The sequence below is a fragment of the Pseudomonas sp. KB_12 genome (assembly GCF_052114545.1).
GTDB lineage: Bacteria > Pseudomonadota > Gammaproteobacteria > Pseudomonadales > Pseudomonadaceae > Aquipseudomonas > Aquipseudomonas brassicacearum.
Window position 1 is genome coordinate 61,153 of record NZ_JBFREY010000026.1, and the last position, 19,327, is coordinate 80,479.

General features: G+C 63.0%; 15 protein-coding genes. 10 read left to right on the plus strand and 5 right to left on the minus strand.

Annotation, left to right across the window (positions count from 1 at the left end):
• The first annotated feature begins 2 nt into the window (after positions 1-2).
• The 4 genes from AB4Z20_RS20255 (at position 3) to AB4Z20_RS20270 (ending at position 3,849) form a co-directional block, all read left to right on the plus strand.
• Positions 3-668, plus strand: a complete 666-nt coding sequence (locus AB4Z20_RS20255) for an alginate O-acetyltransferase AlgF (RefSeq protein ID WP_442090488.1) — start codon at positions 3-5, stop codon at positions 666-668.
• Between the two features lie 232 nt (positions 669-900).
• Positions 901-2,352: a mannose-1-phosphate guanylyltransferase/mannose-6-phosphate isomerase gene (locus AB4Z20_RS20260; RefSeq protein WP_253477864.1), complete on the plus strand. Its 1,452-nt coding sequence runs from the start codon at positions 901-903 to the stop codon at positions 2,350-2,352.
• A gap of 172 nt (positions 2,353-2,524) precedes the next feature.
• On the plus strand, positions 2,525-2,989 hold the full coding sequence (locus AB4Z20_RS20265; RefSeq protein WP_258689286.1) for a multidrug transporter: 465 nt from the start codon (positions 2,525-2,527) through the stop codon (positions 2,987-2,989).
• Positions 2,990-3,024: 35 nt separating this feature from the next.
• Positions 3,025-3,849 carry an SDR family oxidoreductase gene (locus tag AB4Z20_RS20270; RefSeq protein WP_253477870.1) on the plus strand — a complete coding sequence of 275 codons (825 nt, stop codon included), beginning with the start codon at positions 3,025-3,027 and terminating at the stop codon, positions 3,847-3,849.
• A gap of 206 nt (positions 3,850-4,055) precedes the next feature.
• Here AB4Z20_RS20270 and AB4Z20_RS20275 read toward each other — a convergent pair whose 3' ends face one another.
• From AB4Z20_RS20275 to AB4Z20_RS20290, 4 genes are read right to left on the minus strand one after another with little or no spacing between them, the layout of a single operon-like run.
• Positions 4,056-4,919, minus strand: a complete 864-nt coding sequence (locus tag AB4Z20_RS20275) for an efflux RND transporter periplasmic adaptor subunit (protein WP_253477873.1) — start codon at positions 4,917-4,919, stop codon at positions 4,056-4,058.
• A 10-nt stretch (positions 4,920-4,929) separates the two neighbouring features.
• Positions 4,930-5,130 (minus strand): DUF1656 domain-containing protein, encoded by a 201-nt coding sequence (locus AB4Z20_RS20280; protein ID WP_258689288.1) that lies wholly within the window; start codon positions 5,128-5,130, stop codon positions 4,930-4,932.
• The gene (locus tag AB4Z20_RS20285; RefSeq protein WP_442090489.1) at positions 5,120-7,324 is read right to left on the minus strand and encodes an FUSC family protein; all 2,205 of its coding nucleotides are present in this window, start codon (positions 7,322-7,324) and stop codon (positions 5,120-5,122) included. The genes AB4Z20_RS20280 and AB4Z20_RS20285 overlap by 11 nt, the downstream gene beginning before the upstream one ends.
• Before the next feature lie 7 nt (positions 7,325-7,331).
• Complete coding sequence (locus AB4Z20_RS20290) at positions 7,332-8,927, minus strand: efflux transporter outer membrane subunit (RefSeq protein WP_442090490.1); 1,596 nt, start codon at positions 8,925-8,927, stop codon at positions 7,332-7,334.
• A gap of 287 nt (positions 8,928-9,214) precedes the next feature.
• Between AB4Z20_RS20290 and AB4Z20_RS20295 the strand changes: the two genes are divergently transcribed.
• Positions 9,215-10,183, plus strand: coding sequence for a LysR family transcriptional regulator (locus tag AB4Z20_RS20295; RefSeq protein WP_003205334.1), 969 nt, complete (start codon positions 9,215-9,217; stop codon positions 10,181-10,183).
• 27 nt (positions 10,184-10,210) lie between these two features.
• On the opposite strand, the gene AB4Z20_RS20300 is transcribed toward AB4Z20_RS20295, so the two are convergent.
• Positions 10,211-10,468 (minus strand): hypothetical protein, encoded by a 258-nt coding sequence (locus tag AB4Z20_RS20300; protein ID WP_442090491.1) that lies wholly within the window; start codon positions 10,466-10,468, stop codon positions 10,211-10,213.
• Between the two features lie 236 nt (positions 10,469-10,704).
• Between AB4Z20_RS20300 and AB4Z20_RS20305 the strand changes: the two genes are divergently transcribed.
• The 5 genes from AB4Z20_RS20305 (at position 10,705) to AB4Z20_RS20325 (ending at position 18,750) form a co-directional block, all read left to right on the plus strand.
• On the plus strand, positions 10,705-11,862 hold the full coding sequence (locus AB4Z20_RS20305; RefSeq protein WP_253477881.1) for an efflux RND transporter periplasmic adaptor subunit: 1,158 nt from the start codon (positions 10,705-10,707) through the stop codon (positions 11,860-11,862).
• On the plus strand, positions 11,859-14,975 hold the full coding sequence (locus AB4Z20_RS20310; protein ID WP_253477884.1) for a multidrug efflux RND transporter permease subunit: 3,117 nt from the start codon (positions 11,859-11,861) through the stop codon (positions 14,973-14,975). The genes AB4Z20_RS20305 and AB4Z20_RS20310 overlap by 4 nt, the downstream gene beginning before the upstream one ends.
• Positions 14,976-14,984: 9 nt before the next feature.
• Positions 14,985-15,668, plus strand: coding sequence for a heavy metal response regulator transcription factor (locus tag AB4Z20_RS20315; RefSeq protein ID WP_442090492.1), 684 nt, complete (start codon positions 14,985-14,987; stop codon positions 15,666-15,668).
• Positions 15,655-17,022 carry a heavy metal sensor histidine kinase gene (locus tag AB4Z20_RS20320; RefSeq protein WP_442090493.1) on the plus strand — a complete coding sequence of 456 codons (1,368 nt, stop codon included), beginning with the start codon at positions 15,655-15,657 and terminating at the stop codon, positions 17,020-17,022. The genes AB4Z20_RS20315 and AB4Z20_RS20320 overlap by 14 nt, the downstream gene beginning before the upstream one ends.
• Before the next feature lie 231 nt (positions 17,023-17,253).
• Entirely contained in the window at positions 17,254-18,750 is a 1,497-nt protein-coding gene (locus AB4Z20_RS20325; protein WP_253477892.1) for a sensor domain-containing diguanylate cyclase, read from the plus strand.
• The last annotated feature ends 577 nt before the right edge of the window (positions 18,751-19,327 follow it).

Here is a 19,327-nt window from a genome sequence, read left to right on the forward strand (position 1 = left end):
CCATGACTTTCAACACTACTCCTCGCCGTCTCGCTGCTCGCTCCTTCAAGGCCGTTGCCCTCGTCGCCAGCATGAGCGCCCTCTCACTGTCGGCCTTTGCCGGTGATTCGGCCCTGTACGGCCCGGTCGCGCCAAAAGGCTCGAGCTTCGTGCGGGTCTATAACGCCGCTAACGCCGAAGTCAGCGCCACCGTCGGCAGCACCAACATCAGCGACGTAGCCCCCTTGGCCAGCAGCGACTTCAGCTTCATGCCCGGTGGCGACTACAGCGCCAAGGTCGGCAGCCAGACCGTGCCGGTGAAACTGGCTTCCGATCACTATTACACCCTGGTCAACAACGCCAGCGGCCAGCCGCAACTGATCGAAGAGCCGCCGTTCAAGAACAAGCAGAAGTCCCTGGTCCGCGTACAGAACCTCAGCGACAAGGCACTGACCCTCAAGACCGCCGACGGCAAGACCGAAGTGGTGCCGAACGTGGCCGCCAAGGGCCGTGGCGAGCGTGAAATCAACCCGGTGAAAGTGACCCTGGCGCTGTTCGAAGGCGACAAGAAAGTCGGCGACCTCAAGCCCGTGGCCCTGGAGCGCGGCGAAGCGGCCGTGCTGTACGTCACCGGTTCAGGCAGCAGCCTGTCGCCAGTGTGGGTGAAACGCCCAGCGTCGACCCGCTGATGAATTCACCTGAGGGCTGAACGCCTATTTGTGTAGCAGCTGCCGCAGGCTGCGATCTTTTGATCTTGATCTTTCGCTTGGGATTCAAGTGTTAGGGGAAAGATCGCAGCCTCGCTTCACTCGTCAGCTCCTACAACAAAGATCAGCCATTCGGGTACGGAACAAGAACAAGAGAGTGAAACGACAGAACGCAGTAGCTCTAACAACCATTTCGCTTCAAGGAGTAACAAACATGATTCCGGTGATCTTGTCAGGTGGTAGTGGCTCACGTCTTTGGCCGCTTTCGCGCAAGCAATTCCCTAAACAGTTCCTGGCCCTGACCGGTGAACACACCCTGTTCCAACAGACCCTCGAGCGCCTGGTGTTCGAAGGCATGGACACACCGATCGTGGTCTGCAACAAAGACCACCGTTTCATCGTCAACGAGCAGTTGAGCAACCGTAAGCTCGAAGTCCAGCGCATCCTGATGGAGCCGTTCGGGCGCAACACCGCACCGGCCGTGGCGCTGACCGCGATGATGCTGGTCAACGAAGGCCGCGACGAGCTGATGCTGGTGCTGCCGGCCGACCACGTGCTGGAAGACCAGAAAGCCCTGCAACGCGCCCTGGCCCTGGCCACCGTGGCCGCCGAGCGTGGCGAAATGGTGCTGTTCGGCGTACCGGCGACTAAACCGGAAACCGGCTACGGCTACATCAAATCGACCAACGACGCGCTGCTGCCTGAAGGTGTGAGCCGCGTTTCGCACTTCGTCGAAAAACCCGACGTCAAGCGCGCCACCGAGTTCGTCGAGGCCGGCGGTTACTTCTGGAACAGCGGCATGTTCCTGTTCCGCGCCAGCCGTTTCCTCGAAGAGCTGAAAAAGCACGATCCGGACATCTACGACACCTGCCTGCTGACCCTTGAGCGCAGTGAGCAGACCCCGGACACCATCACGCTCGACGAAGCCACCTTCGCCTGCTGCCCGGACAACTCCATCGACTACGCCGTGATGGAAAAAACCCAGCGCGCCTGCGTGGTGCCACTGTCGGCAGGTTGGAGCGATGTCGGCTGCTGGTCGTCGCTGTGGGAAGTCAACCCCAAGGATGCCAACGGCAACGTCACCAAAGGCGACGTGGTCGTCCAGGACAGCCGCAACTGCATGATCCACGGCAACGGCAAGCTGGTGTCGGTGATCGGCCTGGACAACATCGTGGTGGTCGAAACCAAGGACGCCATGATGATCGCCCACAAGGACAAGGTCCAAGGCGTCAAGCAGATGGTCAACACCCTCAACGCACAGGGCCGCACCGAGACTCAGAACCACTGCGAGGTCTATCGTCCGTGGGGTTCCTATGACTCGGTGGACATGGGCGGTCGTTTCCAGGTCAAGCACATCTCGGTCAAGCCGGGCGCGTGCCTGTCGCTGCAGATGCACCACCACCGCGCCGAACACTGGATCGTGGTCAGCGGCACCGCCGAAGTGACCTGCGACGAGAACGTGTTCCTGCTCTGCGAAAACCAGTCGACCTACATCCCGATCGCGTCGGTCCACCGCCTGCGCAACCCGGGCAAGATCCCGCTGGAAATCATCGAAGTGCAGTCCGGCAGCTACCTGGGTGAAGACGACATCGAGCGTTTCGAAGACATCTACGGTCGCTCCACTCCGATCGAACGCGGCGTCTCGGTGAAGACCATCGCGCAGTAACAACTAGCAACGATCAGCCGTACAAGAAGCCCCCATCCAGCCCACTGCGTCCCCTATCCGCAGTGGGTTGGGTGGGGGCTTTTTTTTGCAGTCGGTGATGGGCAGGCATCATTGCTTCAACATTGCCCGCCCCCTTCGGTAGGATGTACCTACGGTAACGGAGGCTTCCACCATGCTTATCGGCGTCTTGCTGATCATCACCTGGCTTATCCTGCTGTTGCGCTACCCGGCCAAGGCCTTGCCGGTCTCCCTGGCGGCGTTCATCGGGCTGGGCCTGGTCGCCGCGTGGGTGCTCTGGCAGGAAAACCGCGAGACCCGGCAATTGGAGCGCCTGGAAATGCGCATTACCTATGCCCCCGGACAATGCCCCGCCGACCGACCGCTGTCGCTGAACCTGAAAAACACCAATGACGTGCCGCTGATCGAACTGCGCTGGCGGGTCGCGGCCTATGCACCTGGCGACACCATCAACCTGGCCGACACCCCCTACGACGCACCGCGCTACCGGGGCCCCGGCCAATTGCAGGCCGGCGCCGACTGGCAAGACTGCCTGCCGCTGCCGCCCCTGCGTCCGGGGTATCGCCCGCAGACCCTGGAGTTTCGCGCCGAGCGATTGCACGGCAGCTTTTCCAACTGATTACCCTCCCCCACTTTTTGCACAAGGAATGCGCCATGCCTGTTGCGCTGATTACCGGATGTTCCAGCGGCATTGGCCGCGCCCTCGCCGACGCCTTCAAGACTGCGGGTTATCAGGTCTGGGCCACGGCGCGCAAGGTTGAAGACGTAGCGACACTCAGCGCCGCCGGATTCACCGCCGTGCAACTGGACGTCAACGACGGCCACGCCCTGGAACAACTGGGCGAACGGATCAACCAGCAGCACGGCGGCCTGGATGTGCTGGTCAACAATGCCGGCTACGGCGCCATGGGACCGTTGCTGGACGGCGGCGTACCGGCCATGCAGCGTCAGTTCGAAACCAACGTGTTCGCCATCGTCGGGGTCACCCGCGCGCTGTTCCCGGTGTTGCGCCGGGCCAAGGGGCTGGTGGTGAATATCGGCAGCGTTTCCGGGGTGCTGGTCACGCCGTTTGCCGGGGCCTACTGCGCCTCGAAGGCCGCGGTGCATGCCTTGAGCGATGCCTTGCGCATGGAACTGGCGCCGTTCGGCATCCGCGTGATGGAAGTCCAACCGGGCGCCATTGCTTCCAGCTTCGCCAAGAATGCCGGCCATGAAGCCGAACAGCTGATCAGCGAACAATCGCCCTGGTGGCCCCTGCGCGACGGTATCCGGGCCCGGGCCAAAGCCTCCCAGGACAACCCGACCCCGGCCCACGAGTTCGCCGCCGGCCTGCTCAAGGCCGCACAACAACCCAAGCCCCCCCGCCTGCTGCGCCTGGGCAATGGCAGCCGGGCATTGCCCTTGATGGCCGGCTGGTTGCCCAAGGGGTTGCTGGAAAAAGGGTTGATGAAGCGGTTTGGGTTGGGGAAATCGCTGTAATCATCGCGATTTTGTTTTTTGCTGTTGTGGCGAGGGAGCTTGCTCCCGCTCGACTGCGCAGCAGTCGCAGGCTGACTCGGCTTACGGTGTCTGTTTTTTGGGGCGGCTTCGCCACCCAGCGGGAGCAAGCTCCCTCGCCACAGGGCTGAACTTCAATTGCTGTGGTGTGCATCAAATCTCCATCCCCCCATCAGTAGCCAGTGATCTCAGCGCTTGTCATGGGGTTCTACCACCACCGTGCAGGTCATCCCCGCCGCCAGCAGCACCCCGTCGGGCACTTCGTCGAGATGAATGCGCACCGGCACCCGCTGGGCCAGGCGAACCCAGTTGAAGGTCGGGTTCACGTCGGCGATCAGTTCGCGGCTTTCGGGGTTGTCCCGGTCGTAGATGCCGCGGGAGATGCTTTCCACATGCCCCTTGAGCATCTCTCCGCTCATCAACTGCAACTGCGCTGGATCGCCGACCCGCACCTTGGGTAATTTGGTCTCTTCGAAGAAGCCATAGACCCAGAACGAATTCATGTCCACCACGGCCATCTTCGCCTCGCCGATGCGGGCGTAGTCGCCACGGTGCACGTTGAGGTTGGTGACGTAGCCGTCCACCGCCGCGCGGACTTCGGTGCGCGACAGGTTCAGCTCGGCGGCTTCCAGTTGCGCCTGGGCCTGCTGGTAATCGGCCAGGGCCGAGTCGGCGATGTTGCTGGCGTCGTCGCGGTTTTCCCGGGAGATCACCAGGCTGTCCAGGTCGGCACGCCGATGGGCGTTGACCTTGCGCATCTCCCAAGTGGCCTTGCGCGACGCCACCTGGGAGCGCGCCTGCTTCACGGCGATGCGGTAATGCTCAGGATCGATGCGCATCAACAGGTCGCCCTTTTTCACCGATTGGTTGTCGCGCACCGGCACTTCGACCACCTCGCCACTGACATCGGCGGCCACATTGATGATGTCGGCCCGCACCCGCCCATCGCGGGTCCAGGGCTCGTTCATGTAATGGACCCATAACGTACGGCCGATCCACAGCGCCAGGGCCAGAACCAACAGCGTCGCCAGCAGGCTGAAAAACTTTCTCATCGCATCGATCTCAACGGTAGACCGTCAGCGCCAGCGCGCCGAACAGACAGATAAACAGACTCAGGCGCAGCAACGCCGGGTGCCAGAAGAAGCGGTACAGGTCCAGCCCCGACAGGAAGCGGTCCAAGGCCCAGGCCAGGCCGGCGGCGATGAAAAACATCAAGGTCATGGTGGGCATGTACACACCATGGAAAGCGATCTCACGGGGCATGTTCAGGTTCCTGGGGAAGCGGTGTGGCATGCGGTATGACATAGCCGGCCAATGGCGATTGCGGGTCCAGCAACGAGGTGCGGATGAAATGCAGGTAGCTTTTCACCCGGCGCAGGGCCGAGGTGTCGAAATGCGGGGCGAAGGGTTCGTCGGAGGCCTGCACGCGGCCGATGGCGTGGTCCACCGCCACCAGGGCACGCTCCAGATTGCTCTGGCTCGGTTGGCGGAACAGCCGCACCAGCGCCCGCCCCATCACACGAATCGCCTGGCGCCACGGCTGGCTTTCGGCATACGCCGGATGCACCGGCAAAATCGCCTGCTCCTTGCGCAGCTCGATAATCGCGTGGCCGACCTCCAGCACCACGAACATCCAGCGCAGCAAGTCCCGTTGCACCCGGGGCTGCCCCGCTGCCAGCCCGTAGGCCTGGTGCAGCAAGTCGCGGGTACCACTTTCGAAGCTCGATGCCAGGCCCTTGAGCTTGCCACTGATGGCAAACACCACTTGCTCGCGCAAATCCTGTTCGAGCCGGCGCCACAACCAGCGACTGTTGGGCGGCAGAATGATTGCCCCGGCCGCGGCACATACCAGCATGCCGAGGATCATCGCGATGTAATCGTTGATGAAGGCGTACGGGTTGTAGACCGTCAGGTTGTCCGGCACCGAACCGGTGCTGAAAAAGATCAGCAGCCCCAGCCCGACCCCGGCGTATTTCGGCCGCGAGCTGAGGAACGAACCGAGCATGATCACCGGCGCCAGCATCACGCAGAGCAAAGGGAAGCCGTCGATCAGCGGGAAGATGAAGAACATCTCGACAAAACCGATCAACGCCCCGAACAACGTGCCGCAGGCCATCTGGAAAGCCATGCGCTTGGGGTTCGGCGTCGCGGCCGACAAGCCCACGGTGGCAGCGGCGATCATCGTCATGGTCGCGCCGCTCGGCCAGGCCGTGGCGACCCAGTAACTCCCCAGCACCAACAGGATGAAGGCGGCGCGAACACCCGATGCCGTGGCGGCCAGCCAGTTGGTCTGCGGCACGAACGGTTCGTCCCAGCGCTCACGTTCGTGGCGATGATCGGCCAGCGAGGCGTGGGTCAGGGCATAGCCGTGCAAGTCGTCGACGAAGCGATAAAGCAGCTCGTAGGCGGTATGGAAATCCAGCTGCTGCCCATCACTGGGCGCCGTTTCCTGGAACAACGCCCGCAGCCTTCGTACCTGGGCCGGCAGCTCGGCCTTGTACTCGGCCAGCGCCGCCGCCAGACGGGCCGCATCGGCATCGGTCAGGGCGCGGCCACTGAAACCGTCGAGCAGTTCGGCCAACGTTTGCAAACCTGGCTTGATGGCATTGACCACGTGATCCGCCGCACTGCTGCGCAAGCGTTCCAGCAACTGGTGCAAGGCGTTGAAGCGGGTGGTGATGCCCATGAACTCGCTGTTCAAGCGACTGAGCCGGCCGTTGCGCCGACGCATGTGCGGGTCTTCGAACACGGTCACACTGCGCAGGCTTTCCAGGCCCACCGCCTCGGCAATGAAGCCCACGTTACGCGCTTCGAATGCCTCCCGCTTGCTGCGCCCACGCAGGCCATCGGTGACAAACAGGGCAAATACCCCAAAGCGCAGGTACAAGGCATTGCGCATGGCGGCACTGGCGGTTTGCGGCAGGATCGCGGCGCTGACCAGGGTGGCGCAGAGGATCCCCAGGGAAATCTCCAGCACCCGCCAGACCGCCGCCATGAACGCGCCTTCCGGATGGGCCAGGGCCGGCAGGCCGATCATCGCCGCGGTGTAGCCGGCCAGCACAAAACCATAGGCCCGGAAGTTGCGATAACGCGCCGCCCCTGCCGAACAGAGGCCAACCCAGACCGCCAGGCAAGCGAGGAACGGCTCGGTGTTCTGGGCAAACAAGGCGATCAGCGCCACCATCACCGCCGAGCCGGCCAGGGTGCCAAGCAAGCGATAGAAACTCTTGGCGAACACCTGCCCGCTCTGGGGCTGCATGACGATGAACACGGTGATCATGGCCGTGCGCGGTTGCGGCAACTCCAGGCGCATCGCCAGCCACAAGGTCAGGAACGCGGCAAACAGGACCTTGAAGATATAGACCCAGGTCACCCCGTCGCTGCGGGCCCAGTCGAAGAAACCCCGGCGCCATTCGAGACGGTACAGCCAGCGTGCGGGGGCAAGTAAAGACATCACAAAAGGCCTACTCAACATTGTGGCGAGGGAGCTTGCTCCCACTTAGGTTGTGCCTTGTAGACGCTGTGCGGGTGCTATGTAGGAGCTGTCGAGTGCAACGAGGCTGCGATCTTTCCCCAGACACTTGAGTCTCAAGCGAAAGATCGCAGCCTTCGGCAGCTCCTACAGTCTCAAGCCCGCCACCCAGCGCCGTCACCAGGTCGGCATGGGCACTCAAGCGCGCCGCCTGCACGTGCTGTTGCACCTGTTGCTGCTTGAACAACAGGCTTTGGGCATTGAGCACGTTGAGGTAGTCGGTGAGCCCGCGCTGGAACGCCACCATTGCGATGTCGTAGGTGCGCTGGGCAGCGGCCACCGATTCGGCGGCGAAAGCCTGCTGCTTGTCCATGGATTGGCGGCGGATCAGTTGATCGGAAATGCCCTTGAGGGCGTTCACCAGAGTCTGGTTGTAGTGCGCCACGGCGATGTCATAACCGGCCGCCGCCTCGCCCAGCTGTGAACGCAAGCGTCCGCCGTCGAAGATCGGCAACGTGATCGCCGGCCCGACGTTGTAGGTGAGCTTCTTGCCCGTCAAGAACTCCAGCGCCCCACCGCCGGTGGCCATGTAGCCGAGGCTACCCACCAGGTCGACATTGGGATAAAAGCCGGCCCGGGCCACATCGATACCCCGGGCCTGGGCCGCTACTTGCCAACGCCCGGCCACCACATCCGGACGCTGGCCGAGCAGTTCGGCGGGCAAGGCCGACGGCAGCTTCAAGGGCGCGCCGAGGGCCAGGGTCGGACGTTGCAATTGCGCGCCCTCTCCCGGCCCTTTGCCGGCCAGGGCCGCCAACTGATTACGGCTCAAGGCGATGGCTTCGTCCAGCGCGTCGAGTTGGCGATGGGTCTCGGGCAGTGGTGCCTGGGCCTGGCTGACTTCGAAATGGGTGCCGATGCCGCCGTCCAGGCGCTTCTGCGCAAGGTCGAGAATCTGCTCTTGTTGGTGGAGGGTTGCGGCGACGATATCGCGCTGGGCGTAGTGCAGCGAAAACTGGATGTAGGCACGCACGATGTTGCTTTGCAGTTCCAGTTGCGCCTGGCGCGCCTCAGCGACACTGACATAGGCCAGGTCAACCGCCCGTTCGCTGGCATTGCGCTCGCGGCCCCACAGGTCCAGGGCGTAGCTCAAGCCCAGGGCGGCATTGTTGTCCCAGGTCGTGGTGTCGGCCAGCTCGCCCGGGCCATAGAACTGATCGGTGGGCCAGTCATGACGCTTGAGGGTCGCCTCGCCATTGATCTGCAGCGACTCGGCGGCCTCGGCAACACCGGCCATGGCCTTGGCCTGGCGCACCCGCGCGGCGGCCATGGCCAGGCTCGGGCTGTCCTGCATGGCCAGGTCGACCCAGCGATCCAGCTGCCGATCGCCATAGGCTTGCCACCACTGGCGGGTGGGCCAGTGGGCGTCGCGAGCCGCCTCGCGGATGGCGGCATCGGTCGCCAGTTGATTGGCCGGCAGTACCTGGCTTTGCGGCCCAATCCCGCCTGTTCCGATGCAACCGCTGATGGTTAATGTCAGAACCCAAACACTGAGAGTCTTCAGCTCTCTGCTGATGCAACGCGGCACTTGCGCAAAATTCCTGAGATCGAGCATGACGACGAGGATGGCTGCCTGTTAACGCAAAACTTGTGGGAGCGAGCCTTTGTGGGAGCCGAGCAAGCTCGGCTCCCACAAAGGCTCGCCCCACAGGAATCAGTGACCCAGGATTGGTGGCAATTCTAGGCATCGCCCTCCCCGGCGATAAGCCGACCTTTCTGTGAATCTTTGTTACCGTTAACGCGATAATCCATTAGTCGGGTCCCGCTGCTCTGTAACTTCGTGTCACAATTTGCCACCTCCCAAGAGAGCCCTCCATGGACACCTTGCAAAACATGCGCGCGTTCAGCTGTGTTGCCGAAGCTGGCAGTTTCACCGCCGCCGCCGCGCAACTGGACACCACGACGGCCAACATCTCGCGCGCGGTTTCCAACCTGGAAGCCCACCTGCAAACCCGCCTGCTCAACCGTACCACTCGCCGCATCGCCCTGACCGAGGCGGGTAAACGCTACTTGTTGCGTTGCGAGCAGATCCTGGCTTATGTCGAAGAAGCGGAAGCCGAGGCCAGCGACGCCCATGCGCGACCGGCCGGGCAGTTGAAGGTCCACACGATGACCGGCATCGGCCAGCATTTCGTGATCGACGCCATCGCCCGTTATCGCAAGACCCATCCGGATGTGACCTTCGACCTGACCCTGGCCAACCGCGTGCCGGACATCCTCGACGAGGGCTACGACGTCTCCATCGTGCTCGCCAGCGAGCTGCCGGATTCGGGCTTCGTCTCCCAGCGCCTGGGGATCACCTACAGCATCGTCTGCGCATCGCCCGCCTACGTGAAAGCCAGCGGCTGCCCACAAAAACCCGGCGACCTGCTCAACCACGCCTGCCTGCGCCTGGTCAGCCCGGTCATTCCGCTGGAAAAATGGGTGTTCGACGGCCCGGAAGGCCAGGAGATGGTCACCATCAACAGCTCACCGTTCCTGGTGAACTCCGCCGATGCGATGAAAACCGCGATCACCAGCGGCATGGGCGTGGGGGTATTGCCGGTGTACGCAGCCATCGAAGGCTTGCGCAACGGCACGCTGGTGCGGGTCATGCCCAACTACCGCTCCCAGGAACTGAACCTCTACGCCATCTATCCGTCGCGCCAATACCTGGATGCGAAGATCAAGACCTGGGTCGAGTACCTGCGAGGCTCATTGCCGGAAATCCTCGCGGCGCACCAGTCTGAGCTGGCGGCTTACGAATTGAGTGGAAGCCTGGCAGGCGCACGGGTCGCGAACTGAAGTCGAACCCGTGCGTGAAGGAGGATGTCAGCGCTTGCCCATCGAACGACGCGTGCCGGGAGGCGCGGCGCCCGGGGTCTTGGTATGGCCATTCTTCGCGCCGTTCTTGTACCACGGCTGCTGGCCGGCGCCCTTGGCCGCAGCCAGTTCACCGGGTTTGAACGGGAATTTGAAGGCAGGGATCGCCGCTTTGGCGTCCTCGGCGTTCGAAACATCGCTGTCGGACAAATCGGCCTGTTCGCCGCTGGGGAGTTCATCCGCAGGCGAAGGTGTCGGGGAAGTCATGTAAGGCTCCGGGTCATGCATGCAAGTCGGGCCCGAAGGGCGAGCCGCGAAAGGCGGCAGTATACCTGCCCGATATCACCGCGCGCAGGGCAGTTTCATCTGGCACAACCATTCATCCGACAGCAAGCCAGGACAAAACTGACAAGCCTGTCAGTTAGCCGTCACCTTCCTGACCGGCTCGTAACGCTATATAAGAAAGCTCAGACTCCTGTGTCCCGAACCGGCCTTTCATATCCATGCACACCCAGAAGAAAACCGTCCTGCTCGTCGCGCTGTTGGTCGCCCTGGCGGCCCTCGTCCTCTGGTTTGTGCTCAAGCCCGTGACCGCCAAGCCCAGCGCTCCCGCCGCCGTTCCGGTGCGGGTCGTCAGCGTGGTGCAAAAGGATGTGCCGCGCTTTGCCAGCGGCATCGGTACGGTCCTGTCGCTGCACAGCGTGGTCATCCGGCCGCAGATCGACGGCATCCTCACCCGGCTGCTGGTCAAGGAAGGGCAACTGGTCAAGAAAGGTGACCTGCTGGCGACCATCGACGATCGTTCGATCCGCGCCAGCCTCGACCAGGCCCGGGCCCAGCTCGGCGAGAGCCAGGCGCAACTGGCGGTGGCCCAGGTCAATCTCAAGCGCTACAAATTGCTGAGCGTCGATGACGGCGTCTCGAAGCAGACCTACGACCAGCAACAGGCGCTGGTCAACCAGCTCAAGGCCACCGCCCAGGGTAACCAGGCGGCCATCGACTCGGCGCAGGTGCAACTGTCCTACACCCAGATCCGCTCCCCGGTGAGCGGTCGCGTCGGTATTCGCAATGTGGATGAAGGCAACTTCCTGCGCACCAGCGACACCAATGGCCTGTTCACGGTGACCCAGATCGACCCGATCGCCGTGGAGTTCTCCCTGCCCCAGCAAATGCTGCCCACCTTGCAACGCTTGATCGCGGCGCCCGAGCAAGCCTTGGTCAAGGCCTATATCGGTGCCGATGGCGCTACCGGGGAACTGCTCGGCGAGGGGCGCCTGAGCCTCATCGACAACCAGATCAACGCCAACACCGGGACCCTGCGGGCCAAGGCTGAATTCAACAACGCCGCGCAACGGCTGTGGCCCGGGCAACTGGTGACGCTGAAGATCCAGACCGCCCTCGACAAGGACGCCCTGGTGGTACCTCCCACCGTGGTCCAGCGCGGGCTGGAGCAACACTTCGTGTACCGGATCAAGGGCGACAAGGTCGAGAGCGTGCCGGTGGTCATGGTTTACCAGGACAGCGACATGCACATCATCAAAGGGGTGAACGCTGGCGATCAACTGGTGAGCGACGGTCAGTCGCGGCTCAAGCCAGGCAGCCACATCCAGGTGCTCAGTGATCCGCCCGCCCTGGCCAAGACCTCGGAGCCGCAACCGTGAAGGGCCGCGGCTCGGTTTCAGCGTGGTGCATCGACCACCCCATCGCCACGGTGCTGCTGACGTTTGCCCTGGTACTGCTGGGCGTGATCGCATTTCCTCGGCTGCCCGTCGCGCCGTTGCCGGAGGCCGAATTCCCGACCATCCAGGTTAACGCGCAGTTGCCTGGGGCCAGTCCCGAAACCATGGCCTCGTCAGTGGCGACGCCGCTGGAAGTGCAATTCAGTGCTATTCCCGGCATCACCCAGATGACTTCCAGCAGCGCCCTGGGCTCGACCAACCTGATCCTGCAATTCAGCCTCGATAAAAGCATCGACACCGCCGCCCAGGAAGTGCAGGCGGCGATCAACACCGCCGCCGGCAAACTGCCCAACGACATGCCGAACCTGCCGACCTGGCGCAAGGTCAATCCCGCCGACAGCCCGGTGTTGATCCTCAGCATCAGTTCCTCCCTGATGCCCGGCACCGAGCTGAGCGACTACGTCGAAACCCTGCTCTCGCGCCAGATCAGCCAGATCGACGGCGTAGGACAAATCTATATCTCCGGCCAACAGCGTCCGGCGATCCGGGTCCAGGCCTCGGCTGATCGGCTCGCCGCCATCGGCCTGACCCTGGCAGACATCCGCCTGGCGCTCCAGCAGGCCAGCCTCAACCTGGCCAAGGGCGCCCTGTACGGCGATTCGAGCATTTCCACCCTGTCCACCAACGACCAGTTGTTCCAGCCTGAGGAGTACGGCGAGCTGATCGTGTCCTACAAGGACGGCGCACCGGTTCACCTCAAGGACATCGCCAAGGTCGTCAACGGCTCGGAAAACGCTTACGTCCAGGCCTGGTCCGACAGCGAACCAGGGGTCAACCTGGTGATCTTCCGGCAACCGGGGGCGAACATCGTCGAGACCGTCGACCGCATCCAGGCGGCCCTGCCCACCCTGCAAGCCATGCTGCCCGCCGCCATGCAGGTCAAGGTCCTGATCGACCGCACCCAGACCATCCGCGCCTCGTTGCATGAAGTGGAGATCACCTTGCTGATCGCGGTGCTGCTGGTGGTCGCGGTGATGGCGCTGTTCCTGCGCCAGCTCTCGGCGACCCTGATTGTCTCGGCGGTGCTGGGGGTGTCACTGACCGCCAGTTTCGCCCTGATGTACGTGATGGGCTTCAGCCTGAACAACCTGACCCTGGTGGCGATCGTCATCTCGGTGGGGTTCGTGGTGGACGATGCGATTGTGGTGGTGGAGAACATCCACCGCCACCTGGAGGCCGGCGAAAGCATGCGCGAGGCGGCGATCAAGGGCGCTGGCGAAATCGGCTTCACCGTGGTCTCCATCAGCTTCTCGCTGGTGGCGGCGTTCATTCCGTTGCTGTTCATGGGTGGTGTGGTCGGGCGCCTGTTCAAGGAATTTGCCCTGACCGCCACCTCGACCATCCTGATTTCGGTGGTGGTGTCGCTCACCCTGGCGCCGACCCTGGCCGCGCTGTTCATGCGTGCCCCGCTACATCATGCCCACAGCAAGATGGGATTCGGCGAGCGTCTGCTGGGCTGGTACGAGCACGGCCTGCGTCGGGCCCTGGCCCATCAAAAACTGATGATCGGCGTGTTCGGCCTGACCCTGGCACTGGCGGTGGTGGGCTACGTGTTCATTCCCAAGGGGTTCTTCCCGGTACAGGACACCGGCCTGGTACTGGGCACCAGCGAAGCCGCCGCCGATGTGTCGTTCCCGGACATGGTCGCCAAACACAAGGCCCTGGCCGACATCGTCGCCGCCGACCCGGCGGTGCAGACCTTCTCCCACTCCGTCGGTGTCTCGGGCAACAACCAGACCATCGCCAACGGCCGTTTCTGGATCGCCCTCAAGCCCCGGAACGAGCGTGACGTGTCGGCCAGCGGCTTCATCGACCGGATCCGCCCGCAATTGCTGAAAATCCCCGGCGTGGTGCTGTACCTCAGGGCCGGGCAGGACATCAACCTCAGCTCTGGTCCCAGTCGCGCCCAATATCAATACGTGCTCAAGAGCAACGACGGGCCGAGCCTCAACGCCTGGACGCAAAAGCTCACCGACAAGCTGCGTGGCAACCCGGCGTTCCGTGACATCTCCAACGACCTGCAACTGGGCGGCAGCATCACCCACATCAACATCGATCGCAGCGCGGCGGCGCGCTTCGGCCTCACCGCCACCGATGTCGACCAGGCCCTGTACGACGCCTTCGGCCAACGGCAGATCAATGAGTTCCAGACCGAGACCAACCAGTACAACGTGATCCTGGAGCTCGACACCCAGCAACGCGGCAAGGCCGAAAGCCTGGCGTACTTCTACCTGCGTTCGCCCCTGAGTGGGGAAATGGTGCCGCTCTCGGCCCTGGCCCGCTTCGATGCGCCGAGCAACGGTCCGTTGTCGATTGCCCACGACGGCATGTTCCCGGCCGCCAACCTGTCATTCAACCTGGCGCCCGGCGTGGCCCTGGGAGACGCGGTGCGCCTGCTCGACCAGGCGAAGAACGAAATCGGCATGCCGGCCGCCATCACCGGCAATTTCCAGGGCGCGGCCCAGGCTTTCCAAAGCTCGCTAAAAAGCCAGCCATGGCTGATCCTCGCCGCGCTGGTGGCCGTGTACATCATCCTCGGCGTGCTCTACGAGAGTTTCGTGCACCCGTTGACGATCATCTCGACCCTGCCCTCGGCCGGCCTCGGCGCGCTGATCATGCTCTGGCTGCTGGGCGAGGATTTTTCGATCATGGCCCTGATCGGGCTGGTGCTGCTGATCGGGATCGTCAAGAAGAACGGCATCCTGATGATCGACTTCGCCCTCGACGCCCAGCGCAATAAAGGGCTGGCGCCCCAGGAGGCGATTTTCCAGGCGTGCCTGACACGCTTCCGGCCGATCATGATGACCACTCTGGCGGCCCTGCTCGGTGCCTTGCCGCTGATGCTCGGCTATGGCCCCGGCGCGGAGCTGCGCCAGCCCCTGGGCATCGCGGTGGTGGGCGGCCTGCTGGTGAGCCAGGCGCTGACGCTGTTCACCACACCGGTCATATACTTGTGGCTGGAGCGACTGTTCCATCGGCCCACCCATCAGCCAGGGTCGGCGCCGACGGCGGCGCTGGCGAGCACAGACCACTGAGGCAGGGCCATGCGCGTTCTGATTATCGAAGACGAAGAAAAAACCGCGGACTACCTGCACCGCGGCCTGACCGAACAGGGCTATACCGTGGACGTGACGCCGGACGGCATCGAGGGGCTGCACCTGGCCCTGGAAACCGACTATGCGGTGATCGTGCTCGACGTGATGCTGCCGGGCCTGGATGGCTTCGGCGTATTGCGGGCCCTGCGCGCCCGCAAGCAGACACCGGTGATCATGCTCACCGCCCGGGAACGGGTCGAGGACCGCATCAAGGGCTTGCGCGACGGCGCCGATGACTACCTGGGCAAGCCTTTCTCCTTCCTCGAACTGGTGGCCCGCCTGCAAGCCCTGACCCGCCGCAGCGGCGGCCATGAGCCGGTGCAGGTGAGCATCGCCGACCTGTGGATCGACCTGATCAGCCGCAAGGCCACACGGGCCGGCCAGCGCCTGGACCTGACGGCCAAGGAGTTCTCCCTGCTCAGCGTCCTGGCCCGCCGCCAGGGTGAAATCCTCTCGAAAACCGCCATTGCCGAAATGGTCTGGGACATCAACTTCGACAGTGACGCCAACGTGGTGGAAGTGGCGATCAAACGCTTGCGAGCCAAGCTCGATGGGCCGTTCGAACAGAAGTTGCTGCACACCATTCGCGGCATGGGCTATGTGCTGGAGAGTCGCGGCGATGAGCGTTCCTGACAGCATCGCCCTGCGCCTGAGCGGCATGTTCACGCTGGTGGCGGCGCTGGTGTTCCTGTTGATCGGTGGCGCTTTATACCAGCAGGTCGCCAAGGGCCTGGGCCTGTTGCCCGAAGCCGAGCTCGATGCCCGCTACAGTGTCCTGGAGTCCACCGTTGGCCGCTACGGCACGCCTGAACACTGGGTGAAGATCAACAACAAGCTGCGACTGCTCGGTGAAGAAGACAAACGCATCCATTTCTGGATCGTCAGCGACGATCCGCGCTTTGAATACGGCGCTCCCGATGCGCAGATCCGTGCCTTTGCCCAGGGCGCCCTGGGTAAGCGCGACCTGACCTTGCCCCGTCGGCACTACCCGATGAAAGTATTGGTGAGCCAATTCCCGGCCAAGGACCAGCGTCCGCCGCTGCGCTTCATGATCGGCATCGACACCCAGACCTTCTACCAGACCCAGCATCGCCTGCTGGTGGCGCTGGTGAGCCTGGCGATTGTCGGTGTGCTTCTGGCTTCATTGCTGGGCTACTGGGTCGCGCGCATCGGCCTCAAGCCGCTGATCAAGCTGTCCGACGAAGCCCGGCGCCTGGCCCCGCCCCGCCTGTCCGGGCGCTTGCAGCTGTCGCCCTTGCCGCCGGAGCTGAGCCAGTTTGTCAGTTCCTTCAACGCCACCCTCGACCGGGTCGAACAGGCTTACTCGCGGCTGGAATCGTTCAACGCCGACGTCGCTCATGAATTGCGCTCGCCCCTGACCAACCTGATCGGCCAGACCCAGGTTGCGCTGACCCGTGGGCGCTCGGCCGAACACTACTTCGAAGTGCTGCAATCGAATCTCGAGGAGTTGGAGCGGCTGCGTTCGATCATCAACGACATGCTGTTCCTGGCCAGCGCCGACCAAGGCAGCAAGGCCACCAAACTGACCAGCACCTCCCTGGCCGGCGAAGTGGCAACCACCCTCGACTACCTGGACTTCATTCTCGAAGACGCCCAGGTCCAGGTCCGGGTCAGCGGCGACGCCCAGGCCAACATCGAGATCGCCCACCTGCGGCGGGCGCTGATCAACCTGCTGAGCAACGCCGTACAGCACACCGGGCCCGGGCAAGTGATCGACGTGCACATCGAAGACCTTGGCGACCAGATCACCCTCGCGGTCACCAACCCCGGCGAACCGATTGCCGGCGAGCACCTGCCACGCCTGTTCGAACGTTTCTATCGCGTCGATGCCTCGCGTAGCAACAGTGGCGCCAACCATGGGCTGGGGCTGGCCATCGTCAAGGCAATCGCGCTGATGCATGGCGGGGACGTATTCGTGCGCAGTGACCAGGGCACCAACACGTTCGGGATCCGCTTACCAGCCTGAGGCCGCCACAAGGTTCGATCTTTTCCAGCATTGAATGCTGGGCGAAAGCCAACTCGACCAAAATCGACAGATCGCAGCCTTCGGCCGCTCCTACCCGGTTATTGCGCAAACACTGATTGCCCGCCTTCACCGATCCAAGCACAATCAGCAAAAGGCCAGCATCTGGTTCATTGCCGGTTTGCAATCCTTTGGGACGGATCCCAGCCACATCACAATGCAGACATCGGACCCATGAGCGCGCGCAGTGCGACACCCGGCAACACCCCGTCCTCGATACGTTCAGAACGGGTACTCGTACTGGCCAGTTCGCTGGTTGTCATTGCGATCCTGAGCATCGTGACGTCCCTGCTGATTCGCGAACATGCCGCCGCACAACAGGCCGCAACACGTGCGGCGACCAATATCGTGCAACTGATTGACGCCGATGTGCTGCGTAACGCGGAGCTCTACGATCTGTCGCTGCAAGGTTTGGTCGCGGCCGCCAAACGCGAAGACCTGAAAGACGTTTCGCCGACGATCCGCCATCTGGCGCTATTCGACCGCGCCACCGCCGCCCCTTATAAAGGCGACATCCTGCTGCTGGACAAACACGGCAATGTGATCGCTGACTCCGCCTCGATCACGCCGCGTATAGGCAACTATGCCGATCGGGAGTACTTCCAGTCCCATATCCAGGATCCAAACCCGGGCATGATGATCAGCCGCCCGTTCCGCTCCAGAAGTCATGGGCAGGAATGGCGCATCAGTTTCAGCTATCGATTGAGCGATGAACGGGGTGAGTTCATGGGCGTGGCCGAGGCCGCGATGCGCCTGAGCTACTTCAACCAATTGTTCAAGAGCCTGAACATTGGTCATGGTGGCACGGTCAACCTGGTCAGCCGCGACGGGATTGTGTTGGCCCAGGAACCGCCTCTGGCCGACAACATGATTGGCAAGGATTTCAGCAACCGACCGAACTTCGTCCGCATCCTGCGCGAAGGTAACGGCAGTTTTACCAGCATTTCCAGTGTCGATCAGACCCAGCGCCTGTACACCTTTTCCCAGGTAGGCAGCCTGCCATTGATCGTCGTGGTGGCGCTCTCCTCTCAAGAGGTGTTCGCGTCATGGCAGCGCACGGCCTTGTTGGTCAGTTGTGCTACCGGCGCGCTGTGCATCGGTTTGCTCTGGCTCACCTGGCTGCTGCGCCGCGAATTGCGACGCCGCTACAGAGCTGAACGGGAATTGGCCCAACTGGCATCCGTCGACTCTCTTACAGGACTGGCCAACCGACGAACACTGGACGAGACGTTGCAACAGGAATGGCTGCGCGCCCAACGTTCGGGCCAACCGTTGTCTGTGCTGATGATCGATGCCGATCACTTCAAGGCATTCAACGACCGCCATGGCCATCAACGGGGTGACGAGGCCTTGCGAACCTTGGCTCAGCTGATCAGCAAACATGTTCGTCGCCCCGCCGACCTGGCGGCGCGCTACGGGGGTGAAGAGTTCTCGGTGGTGCTGCCGGAAACCACCACCGCCGGTGCGTTCACCATGGCCCAGAACATTCGCGAAGCGGTTGAACAGCTGCTACCTGTGACCGAGGGGGAAGCGCCGATGACGGTCAGTATCGGCATCGCCACTTGGGTAAACGGGCCGTATGGCGAGCTCCAACAACTTTTGTTCGCCGCGGACAAGGCGCTTTACCAGGCCAAGGCCAGTGGGCGTAATCGTGTGGTTTGCGCGATGTGACGCTTCCCTCTGTGGCTGTTCACTTAGTGTATATATCCGTTGCTGCGGTAACGGCCACTGGCGGTTCCGCTCTTACAGCGGGTCACTTTTGGAGGAGCCGGGAGCCGGACCAGCCAAAAGTAACCAAAAGCGCTTTGCCCCACCGCTCGGTGCCTCGCCTAGGCTCGGCATGCCTGAACGAAGGCGTTGCTCCGTGGGCCGCCGCGAGGCGGCCTAACAGCCGACCTGGTTCTCCTGGTCGTACACCTGTCAGATCTGTGGGAGCAAAGCTTGCTCGCGATGAGGCCAGCAAGCCCAATATCCATGTGACTGAACCACCGCCATCGCGAGCAAGCTCGCTCCCACAGGTGGAACGCGGTCCAACCAAGAACCAGGTCGGCTGTTAGGCCGCCTCGCGGTGGACGTTGATCTCGGCGCCCCGTTAACCACGCTGGCCGAACGCAGGCATTGCGCAGTGGGCATCCCGGCATGGATGCCGGGATAGCCGCGCTGGGCCATGGATGGCCCTTCGCGGCGGGCCCACGGAGCAATGCCGGAGTGAGGGCACACCGAGCCTAGGCGAGGTGCCGAGTGGTGG

What these genes read in the sequence shown, in the direction of transcription:
- AB4Z20_RS20255 (WP_442090488.1), top strand. Translation starts at nt 3, where the DNA reads ATGACTTTCAACACTACTCCTCGCCGTCTCGCTGCTCGCTCCTTCAAG.
- AB4Z20_RS20260 (WP_253477864.1), top strand. Translation starts at nt 901, where the DNA reads ATGATTCCGGTGATCTTGTCAGGTGGTAGTGGCTCACGTCTTTGGCCG.
- AB4Z20_RS20265 (WP_258689286.1), top strand. Translation starts at nt 2,525, where the DNA reads ATGCTTATCGGCGTCTTGCTGATCATCACCTGGCTTATCCTGCTGTTG.
- AB4Z20_RS20270 (WP_253477870.1), top strand. Translation starts at nt 3,025, where the DNA reads ATGCCTGTTGCGCTGATTACCGGATGTTCCAGCGGCATTGGCCGCGCC.
- AB4Z20_RS20275 (WP_253477873.1), bottom strand. Translation starts at nt 4,919, where the DNA reads ATGAGAAAGTTTTTCAGCCTGCTGGCGACGCTGTTGGTTCTGGCCCTG.
- AB4Z20_RS20280 (WP_258689288.1), bottom strand. Translation starts at nt 5,130, where the DNA reads ATGCCCCGTGAGATCGCTTTCCATGGTGTGTACATGCCCACCATGACC.
- AB4Z20_RS20295 (WP_003205334.1), top strand. Translation starts at nt 9,215, where the DNA reads ATGGACACCTTGCAAAACATGCGCGCGTTCAGCTGTGTTGCCGAAGCT.
- AB4Z20_RS20300 (WP_442090491.1), bottom strand. Translation starts at nt 10,468, where the DNA reads ATGACTTCCCCGACACCTTCGCCTGCGGATGAACTCCCCAGCGGCGAA.
- AB4Z20_RS20305 (WP_253477881.1), top strand. Translation starts at nt 10,705, where the DNA reads ATGCACACCCAGAAGAAAACCGTCCTGCTCGTCGCGCTGTTGGTCGCC.
- AB4Z20_RS20315 (WP_442090492.1), top strand. Translation starts at nt 14,985, where the DNA reads ATGCGCGTTCTGATTATCGAAGACGAAGAAAAAACCGCGGACTACCTG.
- AB4Z20_RS20320 (WP_442090493.1), top strand. Translation starts at nt 15,655, where the DNA reads ATGAGCGTTCCTGACAGCATCGCCCTGCGCCTGAGCGGCATGTTCACG.
- AB4Z20_RS20325 (WP_253477892.1), top strand. Translation starts at nt 17,254, where the DNA reads ATGAGCGCGCGCAGTGCGACACCCGGCAACACCCCGTCCTCGATACGT.